This window comes from Aquabacterium sp. CECT 9606 (genome assembly GCF_918741295.1).
Taxonomy (GTDB): Bacteria; Pseudomonadota; Gammaproteobacteria; order Burkholderiales; family Burkholderiaceae_C; genus Aquabacterium.
Genome location: NZ_CAKKNB010000002.1, coordinates 524,849 through 538,231 on the forward strand (window position 1 = coordinate 524,849; position 13,383 = coordinate 538,231).

The following is a 13,383-nucleotide window of genomic DNA, read 5'->3' on the forward strand; positions in this document are numbered from 1 at the left end:
ACCATGACGCCGCACCCCAGCCCATCATTCGATCCCGAGTCGCCGGCCATCCGGGCCGTGGCCATTGGTGCGTCGGCGGGCGGCGTCGATGCCTTGATGAAGGTGCTGGTGGGCTTGCCCGCTTCGTTCAGCTTGCCCATCCTGGTGGTGCTGCACCTGCCCGAAGACCGGCCCAGCCGCCTGCCCGAGATCCTGGCCTACCGGCTGGAGATCCCCGTGCACGAGGCGATGGACAAGCAACCCATCGAGCCCGGCGCGGTGTACGTGGCGCCCACCGGCTACCACCTGTCGGTCGAGGGCGACCTCACCCTCTCGCTCAGTGGCGAAGAGCCGGTCAATTACTCGCGGCCCTCCATAGATGTGCTGATGAGTTCAGCGGCCGATGCCTACGGCCTGGGCCTGGTCGGCATCTTGCTGACTGGCGCCAACCACGATGGCGCGCAAGGCATGGCGCACATCAAGGCGCGTGGCGGCTGGACGGTGGTGCAGAACCCCGATCAGGCGCAATCCGACACCATGCCCCTGGCCGCCATCCGAAAGCAGGCGCCCGACCTGATCCTGTCGCTGAGCGACATCCACGCATTGCTGCTTAAACTGGGACGAGAAAAATCATGACCGACGACCGCACCAAGCTGCTGATCGTGGACGACTTGCCGGAAAACCTGCTGGCGCTCAAGTCCCTGATCCAGCATGAAGACCACTTGGTTTACCAGGCCTCGTCCGGCGAAGAAGCCTTGGGGCTGTTGCTGGAACACGAGTTCGCGCTGGCGATCCTGGATGTGCAGATGCCCGGCATGACGGGCTTCGAGTTGGCCGAGCTGATGCGTGGCACCGAGAAGACCCGCCACATCCCCATCGTGTTCGTGACGGCGGCCAACCGCGACCGCAACCACGCCTTCAAGGGATACGAAAACGGTGCGGTCGATTTTCTGTACAAGCCTCTGGACAGTTTTGCCGTGAAGAGCAAGGTCAGCGTGTTCGTGGACCTGCACCGCCAGCGCCAGCAGGTGCAGCGCCAGGTTGAAGCGCTGGAAGAAAGCCGCCGCCAGCAGCAAGCGCTGTTGACCGAGCTGCAGGCCACCAAGGAGGAGTTGCAGAATGCCTTGCGGATGCGCGACGACTTCATGTCGCTGGTGGCGCATGAATTGCGCACACCCTTGAGCGCCTTGTCCATCGACATTCAGGTGCGCCAGAAGCACCTTGAGAAAGGCAATGCGGACTTCTTCGGGCCCCAGCAGCTGTCGGGCATGTTCGCCAAGTACCGGCGCCAATCACAGAGCATGACGCGCCTGATCGAGGACATGCTGGATGTGTCGCGCATCCGCAATGGCAAGCTGTCCATCCGCCCCTCCACCACCGACCTGTCGCGTTTGCTGGAGCGCCTGGTGGGCGACTTCCCCAGGCTGGACAGCGACAGCGTGATCAGCCTGAACATCCAGCCGGGCGTGACGGGCCTCTGGGACGAGTTCCGCATCGAGCAGGTGGTCACCAACCTCTTGAGCAATGCCATGCGCTACGGTGCAGGCAAGCCGGTGGAGGTGATCCTCACGGCCTCGTCCGATGTGGCGCGCATCGAGGTGCGCGACTGGGGCATCGGCATCGCGCCCGATGCGCAGCGGCGCATCTTCGAGCAGTTCGTTCGCGTGGCCGATCCGGCCGCCCACCGTGGCCTGGGCCTGGGGCTGTACATCACCCAGCAGCTGGTTGAGGCGCACCAGGGCACCATCAGCGTGGACAGCAAGCTGGGCGAGGGCTCGGTGTTCGTCGTCACATTGCCTTTGGCGTGAGCAGTGGCGTCACATTCATGCGACCGGCGTCAGGCTCATCGTCTTCTGGCGGGGTCTGCTCCACCAGCTTGACCAGCTTGCCGCCCGACAGCACGTGGATCTCGTCGCCTTCGCTCAGGCTGTGCTGCCGGTGCGTGATGATGAACCGGCCACAGCCCAGGTGGTTGATGGCCTCTTGCACATGGCGTTCGGTCTCGAAATCGAGGTGGCTGGTGTATTCGTCCAGCAGCAAGAAGCGAGGCTGCTTGTAAAGCGCCCGGGCCAGCAGCAGGCGTTGCTTTTGCCCGCCCGACAACGTGGCCCCCATGCCGCCAACCAGGGTCTGGTAGCCCATGGGCATGCGCTGAATGTCTTCGTGAATGCAGGCTTGCTGGGCGGCGAGCATCACCTTCTCGGGCGTGGCCTCGGTGTCGTTCATGGCGATGTTGTCGTAGACCGAGCAGGTGAACAACTGGTCGTCCTGGAACACGGTGCCCAGCACCGAGCGGAAGGCCTCGGAGCCGATGCGGCTGATGGGCACGCCATTGACCAGCACCTCGCCCGATTCAGGCGTGACCTGGCCCGACAGCACCTTCAGCAAGGTGGACTTGCCGCAGCCTGACGGGCCCACCACCGCGATGGCCTGGCCACTGTGCAGGGTCATGCTGATGTCGTCCAGCACCGGCGCTTCACCCATCGCGTAGCGGAAGGTGACGTTGCGCAGTGACAAGGTCATCGGGCCATCGGTCTTCAAAGACGCTTCAGCCTGGGCAGGCGAGGGCGGTTCGGGCTCGGTCAGCACGATGTCGGCCAGGCGCTCGCCTTGCAGTTTCAACAGGCGCAGGTTGATGACCCGCTCCAGCAGCTCGGAGGCCCGCTGCAGGAACTGGCTCTTGTAGGCCAGAAAGGCCACCAGCATGCCGATGGAGAACTGCTCGTCCAGGATCATGCGTGCGGCCAGGTAGATCACCAGCGATTGCTCGACCGCGCTGATCAGGCCGTTGACGCCCTGGTACAGCAGGCTGATGCGCTGCTGCTTGACCGAGGCGTTGACCATGGCCACCTGCTGGTTCATCCAGCCGCCCACGCGCCAGCCCGGCTTGGCGAAGAACTTGATGGCGGCCACGCCGCGCAGGGTCTCCAGCAGGTAGGTCTGCGCGTTGGCTTCACGCACGATGGTCTCTTCGGTCGCTTGCCGGTAGGGCTTGAAGACGGCAAAGCGCACGATGGTCTGCAGCACGGCCACGGCCAGCACCACCATGGCCATCGTGGGGCTGTAGAAGAACATCAGGCCCAGCGTGATCAGGCTGACCGCGCCATCGAGCACCACCTCGACCAGGTGGTTGGTGATGGTGTCCTGGATGGTGTGGACCGAGCCGAAGCGCGACAGCACATCGCCCGTGTGGCGCTTGTCAAAATAGGCCAGCGGCAGCTTGAGCATGTAGCGGAACACGTTGGCGCTGGACGACACGCGCCACGACAGGCTGGCGCCCAGCACGATCCAGGTCCGCACCAGGCGCGTGCCCAGCGACATCACCGCCAGCAGGAAGATGCCGATGGCCAGCACGGCCAGCAGCGGCGCATCGCGCGTGACCACCACGTCGTCGATGATCCACTGGCTGAGCATGGGCATGAGGATGCCGAACACCTCCAGCACGATGGAAAGAAGCGCCATCTGACCGAAGGCGCGCCACAGGCCGCGCTGGCCGGTGAACAAGAGGCGCAGGTCGAAGGGTGTCTTCTCTTGTTTCTTCTCGAAGCTGGTGCTGGGCGACAGCTCCAACGCCACGCCGGTGAAGTGCGGGCTGGCTTCCTTGAGGGTGAGGGTGCGCTCGCCCAGGGCGGGGTCGAGGATGGTGATGCGTTGCGAGTCGGCCTTGGTCAGCACCACGAAGTGGTTCAGGTTCCAGTGCAGCAGGCAGGGGGTCTGCAGCTGCGGCAGCTCGTCCATCTCCAGGCGCACGGCCCGGTTGGCAAAGCCCAGGTGCTCGGCGATGTTCATCAGGCGGGCCAGCGTGGCACCACGCGATGACAGCTCGAAGCGGCGCCGCAAGGTCAGCAGGTCGGTCTCGTGGCCATGGGCGCTGGCGATCATGGCCAGGCAGGCCAGGCCGCACTCGGCCGCTTCCGATTGCAGGATCAGCGGTGCTTGTTTGCGCGGCCACAGGGAAAGAAGGTTGGTGCGCATCACAGTTTTCCGCTGAAGGCGAAGAGGGGGTCGAGCATCCAGCGGACCAGGCGGCGCCTGTCGATCTCGATGTCGGCCGTGAGCGTGTGGCCCGGCCTCAGGGCGATGTCGGTGCCATAAGCGCGCACCTTGGCCTGGTCCAGGGCCACGCGCACGATGAAGACCGCGCGCCGGTCGGTGCCACCATTGCCGCTGGCCAGGGGCACGTCGGTTTGCGAGACGCTGCGCACCGTGCCTTGGTACTGCCCGAAGCGCTGATAGGGAAAGGCGTCATAGCTGATGCGCACGCGCTGGCCCGCCTTGATGAAGCCGACCGACGTGCTCGGCAGGTAAAGGGTGGCCTCCAAGGCCGAGCGCGTCGGCACGATGGAAGCCAGTGTGACGTTGGCGTTGACGCTTTGGCCCGGTGTGGCCAACAAGCCCGACACCACGCCATCGACCGGGGCCTTCAGCAGAACGCGCCTGGCGCCATGGCGCTGCACCTCTTCTTGTTGCAAGCCCAGCAGGTCGCGGTCCAGGCCAGCCTGGTCGATGCGGTGCTGGGCTTGCAGGCGTTGGCGCTCATCCTGTGATGAAGCCAGGTCGGCCTCGGCCGCGCTGCGCTGGCGCTTGAGTGTTTGCAAACGCGCGGTCTGGTCCAGCAGCAGTTGGCGTTGCTGCTCGTACTGCAGGTCGGAGATGATGCGTTCGTCCAGCAGGGGCTTGAACTGGTCCACCAGCTTGCGGGCCGATGCAATCTGCTGTTCTTGCAGCTTGATTTCCTCGGCCAGGGTCAAGAGGTCGCGGCGGCTTTGGGCCACGCGCTGCTCCAGCGCGGCCAGGGAGGCGGTGCTCGCCTGGGCCTGGCCCTCGGCCTGATTGCGCATCTGGCTGCGCTGGCTTTCCAGGTTCTGCTGCAACAGCGCTTGCGTGCTGCCCGCGTCGCTGAAGCGCTCGTTGCTGATCTCGGCGATCACGTCGCCGGCCTTCACGGCCTGGCCTTCGGTGACCAGCACACGCTGCACGATGCCGGGCTCCAGGGGCACCACCATGGCCACGCCATCGCGGGGTTGCACCACGCCCTGCACGCGCTCCTTCTTGGTGTAGTGGCCGAAGACCAGCACCGCCAGCACGAGCGCGGCCAGGCACAGGAAGAAGAAAGTGAGGCGGCCAGCGCCCACCGGGCGGATGTCGATGGAGGGGCCGGATGAGGTGTCTGAACGCGCGTCCAGAACCTCCTGGCGGAACAGGGATTGGGCGGGGGGGCTCATGGCGTGCTCTCTGCCAGCAAGGGCAAGGGGGCTGTGTCGAACAGGGGTGTCAGCGGCGCGACATGGTCGGCGTCCAACTGGTCCAGCAAGGCCAGGATGTTCACTTGGGCCGACAGGGCATGGATGCGCGCGGTGACCAGGCTTTGCCTGGCGGTGTAGATCTGCTGCTGGGCGTTGAGTAGGTCCAGGTTGGTGCGCAGGCCGGCCACAAAGGCCTTGCGCAGCGCCTCGTACGTGGCCGAAGCGGTTTGCTCGACCTGGCGCTGCAGCGTGATCACCTGCCGGGCCTGCGACAAGGTCTGGTAGGCATCGCGCAGGGCGGCTTCGACCTGGGCTTGCGCTTCATCACGCCGGGCCTGGGCCTGGATCAGCAGGGCGGCGGATTCACGCGTGCGGCCCTGCTGCACACCGCCCGTGAACAAGGCCCAGTTCAACTGCACGCCGATGGCGCGTTCCCGGGTGGTCTGGCGCTGGCTGAAGCCGTCCAGCTGGGGCACTTCCCGGACCAGGCTGGCGCTGGCCACGGCGTCCACGGTGGGTTGCCAGCGCTCGGCGGTGCGAGCCTGGTCGGTGGCCGTGGCCGTGGTGATCTGGGCGAGGGCGTCGCGCAAGGGTGGATGGCGGCTGGGGGCCAGCAGCAGTGCTTCTTCCAGCGTGGTCACCACGGCGGGCCAATGGGTCTCCTCACCTCGCAGGCCGGCGGGCAGCACCACGGTCTGGCCGCTGAGCCGCTCCAGGGTGAGGTGCTGCGTGGCCAGCCGCGTGTCCAGTTCTTGCACGGCGGCGCGGGTCTGGTCGATGCGGGTGCGTGTTTCCAGCACGTCCAGGATGGTGCCGGCACCAGCTTGCAGGCGCCGGTCGTTGATGCGCCATTGTGCTTGCAGCAAGTCTTGCTGAGCCAGGGTGAGGCGCCGCTGTTCGGCCGCTTCGATGGCGCTCAGGTAGGCCACGCTGAGTTCGCGGGCCACGTTGGCCCGGTTGCCTCTAGCCTGCCATTGCGCCTGGTCGGCCTGGGCGGCCTGGGCCCGGGCGTTGGCCTGCTCGGCGGCGCGCCACAACGGCCAGGTGGCCGACATGGACAAAGCGGTGGCGGGGGTGTTCACCGTGGTCTCGTTGATCTGCTGGTGGCGTCGGCTGGCACTGGCGCTGGCATCGGCCCGGGGCATCCAGGCGGTGGCCCAGGCTTGTTGGCTCATGGCCTGCGCGGCCCGTGCACCAGCGTCAAAGGCGCGGTTGGAAGCCGCTTGCTGGTCGGCCGCCAGCAGCATCAGGGGCCAGGGTGTGGGGCCCTTGCCGGCTTGCTGGCCCGCGGCTGGCGCTGGCATTGAAGCGTCGCGCGAGGCGGCAGGCAGGGGATCCTGCTGCATGCCCAGGGATGTGGCCCAGTGCAATGCCAAGGCGCCCGAGGCCAGGGTTGGCAGCGAGGTGAGCAGCAGGCTCAATGCCAGCGCGAGTTGGACCGCCGTGGCCGGGCGGGCATGGCCAAGCCCGCGAGGTTCATCGCGGAGGACGGGCATGGAGGGAACGGGATCCGGGCGTCTGGACATGAAAAAAACCCGCCTGGCTGCGTGGCCGGGCGGGCTTGTCAAACCTTCAAGCGGCTCAGGGAGCAGCCTTCTTCGTCACGTAAGGGATCTTCGTGGTCGAGAACAAATTGATCGCGAAGATGCCAGCGTTGATCAGGGGCACGCCGTAAGAGTTGTACTCGGCGCGGTGGATCGCGTCGATGAGGCTTTCGCCGCCGCTGACTTGGGACACTTCCTGGGTGTTCAGAACTTTCATGTTTTTTCCTTGTTTCAATGGATTTTTGAACGTGCCTTTGCAGGGCACATGAGGAATTTAATGATGATCGTTCAGGGTTCCCATGTCGGGGAATCCCTGGCGATCCTTCAGATCAGCGGAGGAGATACCCTTAAAATGGGAAGTTTGGAAGTTCAGTTTGTCAGATGTTGATCCCGCCGTCGCCAATTAACCCCGATGGGCGTCGCGTTGACGCGTCACCGCCTTGTCAAAATCACAACCAGCCCGCGCGCCTGAAACGCCAGTACAGCACCGTGCATGTCGCGGCGATGAGGCCCAGCGCCGCGGGGTAGCCCCAGCGCCATTGCAATTCGGGCATGTTGGCGAAGTTCATGCCCCAGATGCCGGCAAAGGCCGTGGCCACGGCGAAGATGCCGGCCCAGGCGGCCAGGCGCTTGGTGGTTTCCGACTCTTCGATGGTGGCCATCGACAGGTTCACCTGGATGGCCGTGCCGATCGTTTCGCGGAAAGTATCCAGCGAGGCATTGATGCGGGCCAGGTGGTCATAGACATCGCGGAAATACTCGCGCGTGCCTGTGCAGACCATGGGCACGCGTCCGCTGGTGAGCTTGCCGGTGGATTCCAGCAAAGGCGTGACCGCGTGCTTGACCACCATGATCTTCTGCTTGAGCGCGTAAAGGCGCTCGACGTTGCCCCGGGCCGTGCCAGGTTCGAAGATCTGCGCCTCGATGGCCTCCAGCTCGCCCTCCAGCGCATCGATGACCGGGAAGTAGCGGTCCACCACCGCGTCCATCAAGGCATAGAACACAAAGCCGGCGCCCAGCTTGAGCAGTTGCGGTTCGCGCTCGGCGCGGTCGCGCACGCCCAGCAAGCCTTGCTGGCTGCGGTTGCGGATGGAGATGACGTAGTTGGGCCCTGCGAAGACATCGACCTCGCCGATCTGCAGTTCGTCGGTGGCGGTGAACTCCACGGTCTGGATCACGGCGAACACCATGTCGCCGTACTCCTCGACCTTGGGCCGTTGGTGGCCATGGCGGGCATCTTCGATGGCCAGGTCGTGCAGGCCGAATTCTTCCTGGACCTTGGCCAGCTCGGCATCGGTGGCGTCGCGCAGGGCGATCCAGACAAAGCAGTCGGGCCGCGCCAGGTAGTCGCTGATGGCGTCGGGCTCGATGTCAGCCAGGCGTTTGCCATCCTGGTAGGCCACGCAGTTGATCAACATGGGTGAGGCTCCGGGTGCTGCTGCGATGGAGCGCAGCATAAGGCCCGCAGGCCTTCGCGCGCTCAGGCCGGCAAGGTAGCCCGGGGCAGGTGCAGGGCCAATGTCTGCGCCAGATCCTCCGAACGGAAGGGCTTGGACAGTTGGCCGTTCATGCCGGCATCACGGCAGCGGTCGCCGCACAGGTCAGGGGCGTTGGCCGTCAGCGCCACGATGCTGATGGGGCCGGAGCCTTCCAGTTGTTCGCGGGCGCGGATTTGCCGCGTGGCCTCGAAGCCATCCATCACGGGCATTTCGCAGTCCATCAGCACCAGGTCTGCGCGCTGGTGGGCCAGCCAGTCAACGGCTTCGCGGCCATTGCCCAGCATGGTCACCTTGACGCCCAGCAACTGCAGTTCGGCCTGCGCCACCAGGGCGTTCACGGGGTTGTCTTCCACCAGCAGCACGTGGGGCTCGGGCAGGTGGTCGGCCCAGGCGGGCTGGCCGTTGGCGTTGCCCCCCTCGATCGCCACGGCCTGGGTGGTCCGCTCGTCGTGCACGATGGGCAAGGGCAACGAGAAGGTGAACAGGGAGCCCACGCCGACTTCGCTGCGGCAATCCAGGTCACCGCCCATGGCGCGGCACAGCTCGCGTGAGATGGCCAGGCCCAGGCCGGTGCCGCCATAGCGGCGTTGGTAGGTGCCTTCGGCCTGGTGGAAGGCGTCGAACACGCGGGCCTGTTCGTGAGACGGGATGCCAATGCCGGTGTCCTGCACCTGGATGGTGACCTGGCCGCTGGCGGCATCGCGCCTGGCGTGCAGGCGCACGAAGCCCTTGCCCGTGAACTTGACCGCGTTGCCCAGCAGGTTGTGGAGCACCTGCCGGATGCGGACCGGGTCGCCCATGACGAACTCGTCGCGGTCCAGCTCAAGTTGCACTTTCAGGGCCAGGCCGTTTTCGGTGGCGCTCACGGCCGTGGCGTCCGCCACCTCCGCCAACAAGGCGCGCAGCTTGAAGGGGCGCTCGTGCAAGGGCAGGCTGCCCGCTTCCATGCTGGAGAAATCAAGGATGTCGTTGATGACGCTGACCAGGTGTTCGCCTGAACTGCGCACCAGGTCCAAGCGGTGCACGGCCTGCGCATCCTGCTCGCGCTGGCGCAGCAGGCGGACCAGGCCAAGCATGCCGTGCAAGGGGGTGCGCATTTCGTGGCTCATCGTGGCCAGGAAGCGCCCCTTGGTGTCGCTCAGAATCTGGGCCTGCTGCAGTGCCTGGGCCTGCGCCCGGGCCACCATCTCGCTTTGAAACCGCAGCCGCAGGAGTTCAACGATGCGCAGATTGGAGCGCCGCGCCTCCATGATCAAGGCCACCATCAGCCCGCTGACCGCCAGGGCGCAAAACCAGCCCAGGCCATCGTGGCGGGTCGAGGCGTACACGGCATTGGGCAAGGAGATGGGCACGATGAACAGCGCGGCCGTGATGAAATCGACGTGGAGCATGCAGGTGGCCAGGGCCGCCACCCCGATCAGCACGCTGATGCTGACGACGGCAACGTCCAACTGCTGGATGGGGGTCACAGCCCAGCCCAGCGCGCTCCAGGCGATGCTGTCCAGGACGGCCAGGAACCGGTAGATGTGCAGATCGTGCCGGCTTGAGGGGCCCGACGCCGACCTGCGCAAGCGGGAATGGGCCACGCGGGCGATGGAAATCAGCAAACGCGCGGCGAACCAGGCCGCCAGCAGCCGGTGCGGCACCTTGTCCTGCAGCACCGCGACCACACCGGCGGCCGTCACCACGCCAAAGGCCATCGAGAAGGGCAGCCTTTCGTGCAGGGCCTTGTGCAGGCCTTCTCTGAGTCGCGCCTCCATTTCAGGGTCGGGCACAGCGTTCGTGGCAATGGGTGACAGGGCGGAGGTCGACATCAGGGACAGCGGTCGGTATGGGGTGCAACTAACTCAGCGTCCAGTGTCGCTGTCTGTCGGGGGTTTGCGTCGGGAATTGCCCGCACACCGGGGCCAGGATCATGACGGAATGCAGGTTTATCCACCCTCGAATGAGGGGCGCGGCCACATCGGGTATCGTGGCCGCCATGCCTCACATCATCCAAGTCGACAAGCTGTCCAAGACCTACGCCTCCGGTTTTCAGGCGCTCAAGGACGTCACCCTGGACATCCGCCGCGGCGAGATCCTGGCCTTGCTGGGCCCCAATGGCGCGGGCAAGACCACCTTGATCAGCGCTATTTGTGGCATCGTCACCGCCAGTGCCGGCACCGTGGTGGTCGATGGCCACGACAACGTGTCCGATTACCGGGCAGCCCGCGATCTGATCGGCCTGGTGCCCCAGGAATTGACCACCGATGCCTTCGAGACGGTGTGGGCCACGGTGTCGTTCAGCCGGGGGCTGTTCGGCAAGCCGGCCAACCCGGCCTACATCGAGAAGGTGCTGAAAGACCTGTCGCTGTGGGACAAGAAGGACAGCAAGATCATCACCTTGTCGGGTGGCATGAAGCGCCGAGTGATGATCGCCAAGGCCTTGTCGCACGAGCCTCAAATCTTGTTCCTGGACGAGCCGACGGCCGGGGTGGACGTGAATTTGCGGCGCGACATGTGGAACCTGGTGCGCCAGTTGCAGAAGTCGGGCGTGACCATCATCCTGACCACGCACTACATTGAAGAGGCCCAGGAGATGGCCGACCGCATCGGCGTGATCAACAAGGGCGAGATCGTGCTGGTGGAAGACAAGGACGAGCTGATGCGCAAGCTGGGCAAGAAGCAGTTGACCTTGCAGTTGCAAGCGCCCTTGCAGCAGCTGCCCGCTGAGCTGGCAGGCCAGGCCTTGACCCTGGCCAACGAGGGCCGCGAGCTGACCTACACCTACGACTCGCTGGACGAGCGCACCGATGTCACCGCCTTGCTGTCCAGCCTGCAACAAGCCGGCATCAAGTTCAAGGACATCCAGACCAAACAAAGCTCGCTGGAAGACATCTTCGTCAACCTGGTGAAGGACCACGCATGAACTGGCACGCCGTCAAGGCCATCTACGCGTTCGAGATGGCGCGAACCCGGCGCACCCTGATGCAAAGCATCATCTCGCCCGTGATCTCCACCTCGCTGTACTTTGTCGTGTTTGGCGCGGCCATTGGCACGCGCATCCAGCAGGTCGATGGCATCAGCTATGGCGCCTTCATCGTGCCGGGGCTGATCATGCTGTCGCTGCTCACGCAGAGCATTTCCAACGCGTCGTTTGGCATCTACTTTCCCAAGTTCACGGGCACCATCTACGAGCTGCTGTCGGCGCCCATTTCGTACTTTGAAATCGTGCTGAGCTACGTGGGCGCGGCGGCCACCAAGTCCATCCTGCTGGGCTTGATCATCCTGGCCACGGCAGGGCTGTTCGTGCCGTTGCACATCGCACACCCGTTCTGGATGCTGCTGTTTTTGGTGCTCACGTCGGTCACCTTCAGCCTGGTGGGTTTCATCATTGGCCTGTGGGCCGACAACTTTGAAAAGCTGCAGGTGGTGCCGCTGCTGATCGTCACGCCGCTGACCTTTTTGGGGGGCAGCTTCTACTCGATCAAGATGTTGCCGCCGGTGTGGCAAACCGTGACCTTGTTCAACCCCGTGGTCTACCTGATCAGCGGTTTCCGCTGGAGCTTTTACGGCATGGCCGATGTGGACGTGGGCATCAGCCTGGCCATGACCCTGGGCTTCATGGCCGTCTCGCTGGCCATCGTGGCCTGGATCTTCAAGACGGGCTACAAGCTCAAGCGGTGATGGTGAAGACGACCGCCTCGCGGATGTCGAGCCAGGTCAAGACCTTCCTGCCCTGGGTGGTGGCCACGGCGCTGTTCATGGAGCAGCTGGATTCCACCATCGTCAACACCGCGATCCCCTCGATGGCGGTGAGCCTGCAGGTCACGCCGCTGAGCCTGAAGGCGGTGGTCACCAGCTACATCCTGGCGCTGGCCGTGTGCATCCCCATGAGTGGCTGGGTGGCCGACCGCTTTGGCACACGGCGGGTGTTCATGGTGGCGGTGGGCACCTTCACGGTGGCCTCGGTGCTGTGCGGCCTGGCCGTGAATGCGCCCATGCTGGTGGCCACGCGCATCCTGCAGGGCATCGGCGCGGCCATGATGATGCCGGTAGGGCGCCTGGCCATCATCCGCACCTTTCCCAAATCAGAGCTGCTCAAGGCGATGAACTTCGTGATCATCCCGGCCTTGATCGGGCCGCTGCTCGGCCCCACGGTGGGTGGGCTGATCGTGCATTGGCTGTCGTGGCGCGAGATCTTCTTCGTCAACGTGCCGGTGGGCTTGCTGGCCTTGTACCTGATCCACCGGCACATGCCCGACTACCGGGGCGAGGCGCCACGCCCGCTCGATGTGGTCGGTCTGGTTCTGTTCGGCGCGGGCACGGCCCTGCTGTCCTGGTTGCTCGAGGTTTTTGGCGACCACCGCCTGGACGCCACCTCCGCTGGCGTCTTGTTTCTGCTGGCCTTCAGTTTGCTGGGTGCTTATTTTTTGCACGCCCGGCAATCGGCTTTTCCCTTGTTGCGCCTGGACCTGTTCAAGGTGCGCACCTTCCGCGTCTCGGTGGTGGGCGGCTTCATCACGCGCCTGGGCATCGGGGGCCTGCCTTTCCTGCTGCCTTTGCTTTACCAACTCGGCATGGGCTTGCCTGCGTGGCAATCTGGCTTGTTGATGATGCCTACGGCGCTGGCCGCGATGGGCATGAAGCTGGTGGCTCCGCGGGTGCTGCGGCGCTTTGGCTACCGGCGCGTGCTGGTGAGCAACACCGTCATGATCGGGCTGACCATTGGCCTGTATGCCCTGATCACCGAATCAACGCCATTGGCCGCCATCGTGGCCTTGAGCTTGAGTCTGGGCTTCTTCAACTCGCTGCAGTTTTCAAGCATGAACTCCATGGCTTATGCCGACATCGAGTCCAAAGATTCGAGCATGGCCAGCACCCTGGCCAGCTCGCTGCAGCAACTGTCCATGAGCTTCGGCCTGGCGTGCGGCTCCATCATCACCGCCTGGTACCTGGGCGATCTGCCGCAAACCGAACGCAGCTTTGTCACCGGTGCCTTGCACCATGCCTTCCTCACCCTGGGGGTGCTGACGATCCTGTCGTCGCTGTCGTTCTGGACTTTGCGCGCCAGTGACGGCGAGAGCGTGACCCGAGGCGCCGCTGCCATTCCCGACAAAGCGTGACGCAGTTGGC

At 64.8% G+C, this 13,383-nt stretch carries 11 protein-coding genes; 5 read left to right on the plus strand and 6 right to left on the minus strand.

All coding sequences use genetic code 11. The annotated features are described in order from the left end of the window. Positions 1–3 precede the first annotated feature (3 nt). On the plus strand, positions 4–615 hold the full coding sequence (locus LQ232_RS10110; protein ID WP_230180195.1) for a chemotaxis protein CheB: 612 nt from the start codon (positions 4–6) through the stop codon (positions 613–615). Then, positions 612–1,787, plus strand: coding sequence for a hybrid sensor histidine kinase/response regulator (locus LQ232_RS10115; protein WP_230180196.1), 1,176 nt, complete (start codon positions 612–614; stop codon positions 1,785–1,787). Before LQ232_RS10110 ends, LQ232_RS10115 begins: the two co-directional genes overlap by 4 nt. Here LQ232_RS10115 and LQ232_RS10120 read toward each other — a convergent pair. From LQ232_RS10120 to LQ232_RS10145, 6 genes are all read right to left on the minus strand, one after another. After that, on the minus strand, positions 1,768–3,954 hold the full coding sequence (locus LQ232_RS10120) for a peptidase domain-containing ABC transporter (RefSeq protein WP_230180197.1): 2,187 nt from the start codon (positions 3,952–3,954) through the stop codon (positions 1,768–1,770). The two genes, LQ232_RS10115 and LQ232_RS10120, sit on opposite strands and share 20 nt — an antisense overlap. Beyond that, positions 3,954–5,204 carry an HlyD family secretion protein gene (locus LQ232_RS10125; RefSeq protein WP_230180198.1) on the minus strand — a complete coding sequence of 417 codons (1,251 nt, stop codon included), beginning with the start codon at positions 5,202–5,204 and terminating at the stop codon, positions 3,954–3,956. The genes LQ232_RS10120 and LQ232_RS10125 overlap by 1 nt, the downstream gene beginning before the upstream one ends. Next, positions 5,201–6,721 carry a TolC family protein gene (locus LQ232_RS10130; RefSeq protein ID WP_230180199.1) on the minus strand — a complete coding sequence of 507 codons (1,521 nt, stop codon included), beginning with the start codon at positions 6,719–6,721 and terminating at the stop codon, positions 5,201–5,203. Before LQ232_RS10130 ends, LQ232_RS10125 begins: the two co-directional genes overlap by 4 nt. Positions 6,722–6,806: 85 nt before the next feature. After that, the gene (locus tag LQ232_RS10135) at positions 6,807–6,986 is read right to left on the minus strand and encodes a hypothetical protein (RefSeq protein ID WP_230180200.1); all 180 of its coding nucleotides are present in this window, start codon (positions 6,984–6,986) and stop codon (positions 6,807–6,809) included. Positions 6,987–7,218: 232 nt separating this feature from the next. Next, positions 7,219–8,187: a magnesium/cobalt transporter CorA gene (corA, locus tag LQ232_RS10140; RefSeq protein WP_230180201.1), complete on the minus strand. Its 969-nt coding sequence runs from the start codon at positions 8,185–8,187 to the stop codon at positions 7,219–7,221. Positions 8,188–8,249: 62 nt separating this feature from the next. Then, positions 8,250–10,082 (minus strand): ATP-binding protein, encoded by a 1,833-nt coding sequence (locus LQ232_RS10145; RefSeq protein WP_230180202.1) that lies wholly within the window; start codon positions 10,080–10,082, stop codon positions 8,250–8,252. 167 nt (positions 10,083–10,249) lie between these two features. On the opposite strand from LQ232_RS10145, the gene LQ232_RS10150 reads away from it, so the two are divergent. From LQ232_RS10150 to LQ232_RS10160, 3 genes are read left to right on the plus strand one after another with little or no spacing between them, the layout of a single operon-like run. Then, positions 10,250–11,176, plus strand: a complete 927-nt coding sequence (locus LQ232_RS10150) for an ABC transporter ATP-binding protein (protein WP_230180203.1) — start codon at positions 10,250–10,252, stop codon at positions 11,174–11,176. After that, complete coding sequence (locus LQ232_RS10155; protein WP_230180204.1) at positions 11,173–11,934, plus strand: ABC transporter permease; 762 nt, start codon at positions 11,173–11,175, stop codon at positions 11,932–11,934. Before LQ232_RS10150 ends, LQ232_RS10155 begins: the two co-directional genes overlap by 4 nt. Continuing rightward, a complete protein-coding gene (locus tag LQ232_RS10160; protein ID WP_230180205.1) occupies positions 11,934–13,373 on the plus strand; it encodes a DHA2 family efflux MFS transporter permease subunit in 1,440 nt (479 codons plus the stop codon). Before LQ232_RS10155 ends, LQ232_RS10160 begins: the two co-directional genes overlap by 1 nt. The last annotated feature ends 10 nt before the right edge of the window (positions 13,374–13,383 follow it).

Coding starts and splice junctions, on each gene's coding strand:
- LQ232_RS10110 (WP_230180195.1), top strand. CDS start 4: ATGACGCCGCACCCCAGCCCATCATTCGATCCCGAGTCGCCGGCCATC.
- LQ232_RS10115 (WP_230180196.1), top strand. CDS start 612: ATGACCGACGACCGCACCAAGCTGCTGATCGTGGACGACTTGCCGGAA.
- LQ232_RS10120 (WP_230180197.1), bottom strand. CDS start 3,954: ATGCGCACCAACCTTCTTTCCCTGTGGCCGCGCAAACAAGCACCGCTG.
- LQ232_RS10125 (WP_230180198.1), bottom strand. CDS start 5,204: ATGAGCCCCCCCGCCCAATCCCTGTTCCGCCAGGAGGTTCTGGACGCG.
- LQ232_RS10130 (WP_230180199.1), bottom strand. CDS start 6,721: ATGCCCGTCCTCCGCGATGAACCTCGCGGGCTTGGCCATGCCCGCCCG.
- LQ232_RS10135 (WP_230180200.1), bottom strand. CDS start 6,986: ATGAAAGTTCTGAACACCCAGGAAGTGTCCCAAGTCAGCGGCGGCGAA.
- corA (WP_230180201.1), bottom strand. CDS start 8,187: ATGTTGATCAACTGCGTGGCCTACCAGGATGGCAAACGCCTGGCTGAC.
- LQ232_RS10145 (WP_230180202.1), bottom strand. CDS start 10,082: ATGTCGACCTCCGCCCTGTCACCCATTGCCACGAACGCTGTGCCCGAC.
- LQ232_RS10150 (WP_230180203.1), top strand. CDS start 10,250: ATGCCTCACATCATCCAAGTCGACAAGCTGTCCAAGACCTACGCCTCC.
- LQ232_RS10155 (WP_230180204.1), top strand. CDS start 11,173: ATGAACTGGCACGCCGTCAAGGCCATCTACGCGTTCGAGATGGCGCGA.
- LQ232_RS10160 (WP_230180205.1), top strand. CDS start 11,934: ATGGTGAAGACGACCGCCTCGCGGATGTCGAGCCAGGTCAAGACCTTC.